A 1,407-nucleotide genomic window follows, 5' to 3' on the forward strand; every position below is an offset into this window, starting at 1 on the left:
CGGAGACATCGACGAGGAGCTCGCCCCCTTCGAGCTGGGAGCGATGCGCATCCTCCCGGTCTCGTTGAGCACCGCTCGGCGCGCTCTCCGCGGGGGTCCCCGTGCTGCACGGCGGTTGCGCGGCGGTCGCCGAGCTGGCCCTCGACGCGGGCGTCGCAGCCGCGGATGCGCAGTCGTTCGCAGCCGAGCTCGTCCGGCTCTGCGCCGACGGGCCGGAACGGGACCGGCTCGGGGTGCTCGCGCAGGATCGCAGCCGCAGCTTCACCTGGGCCGGCACCGCGATGTCGCTCTGGGAGCTCCACGCGAACATCTGACTCCCGCTCTCGCGGGTACGCGCGGGCGGCGCGTCATCCCTCGATGAGACGCTGCTGCAGCGCGGCGTTCTTCTCCTCGACGAGGGCGGCGAGGCCGTCCGCGTAGGCGGCGAGCGCGGCGGCGAGCGCCGGATCCGAGGATCCGAGGATCCGCGCCGCAAGCAGGCCGGCGTTCTTCGCGCCGCCGATGCTCACCGTCGCCACCGGAATTCCGCCCGGCATCTGCACGATCGAGAGCAACGAGTCGATGCCGTCGAGCTTCGCGAGCGGCACGGGTACGCCGATGACGGGCAGCGTGGTCATCGACGCCACCATGCCGGGCAGGTGGGCGGCACCGCCCGCGCCCGCGATGATCGCCTTGAGGCCGCGGGCGGCGGCCCCGCGCGCGTACTCCACCATCTTGTCGGGGGTCCGGTGCGCGCTGACCACCTCGACCTCGTGCGCGATGTCGAACTCGCGCAGCACCTGCACGGCGTCGCTCATCACGCCGAAGTCGGAGTCGGATCCCATGATGACCCCGACCAGGGGCGCTCGTTCGCTCATGACACGATCCTATCCCGCGTCCGATACCGGACACGGGTGCGGAACGCCTCCTCGCACGGCCCTCGCCGGATCCTCGCCCGGCCCTCGCGGGGACGCGCTCAGTCGAAGGCGGCGGCTGCGGCCTGGGCTTCGGCGCGCACGGCGGCGAGATCCTGCCCGATCACCGTGACGTGGCCGACCTTGCGCCCGGGGCGCGGCAGCTTGTCGTAGCTGTGGATCTTGGCTCCGGGGTACTCGGCCAGCACGCGCGCGTAGCGCACGGGCATCGGGCCTTCGACCGGGCCGCCGAGCACGTTCACCATCACGGCGGCCGGCGCCGTCATGTCGGTCGACCCGAGCGGCAGGTCCGCGACCGCGCGGAGGTGCTGCTCGAACTGGCTGGTGACCGAGCCCTCGATCGAGAAGTGGCCGGAGTTGTGCGGGCGCATCGCGAGCTCGTTGACGAGGACGCGGCCGTCGCGGGCCTCGAACATCTCGACCGCGAGCACACCTGTCACGCCGACGCCCTCGGCGACCGTGCGGCCGATGCCGGCGGCCTCGTCGAGCGTCG

At 72.9% G+C, this 1,407-nt stretch carries 3 protein-coding genes; 1 reads left to right on the plus strand and 2 read right to left on the minus strand.

The genetic code is table 11. From position 1 onward, the window contains the following. The first annotated feature begins 101 nt into the window (after positions 1–101). Positions 102–314: a hypothetical protein gene (locus ACFPZL_RS13200; protein WP_382332583.1), complete on the plus strand. Its 213-nt coding sequence runs from the start codon at positions 102–104 to the stop codon at positions 312–314. A gap of 33 nt (positions 315–347) precedes the next feature. Here ACFPZL_RS13200 and purE read toward each other — a convergent pair whose 3' ends face one another. Next, positions 348–857 (minus strand): 5-(carboxyamino)imidazole ribonucleotide mutase, encoded by a 510-nt coding sequence (purE, locus tag ACFPZL_RS13205; RefSeq protein ID WP_218116005.1) that lies wholly within the window; start codon positions 855–857, stop codon positions 348–350. Positions 858–955: 98 nt separating this feature from the next. Next, the coding region (locus ACFPZL_RS13210) for an ATP-grasp domain-containing protein (RefSeq protein WP_382335826.1) at positions 956–1,407 on the minus strand (452 nt) is incomplete at its 5' end.

Origin of the sequence: Leucobacter soli (assembly GCF_042659205.1) — a bacterium.
In the GTDB taxonomy this organism is placed as follows: domain Bacteria; phylum Actinomycetota; class Actinomycetes; order Actinomycetales; family Microbacteriaceae; genus Leucobacter; species Leucobacter soli.

What these genes read in the sequence shown, in the direction of transcription:
- purE (WP_218116005.1), bottom strand. Translation starts at nt 857, where the DNA reads ATGAGCGAACGAGCGCCCCTGGTCGGGGTCATCATGGGATCCGACTCC.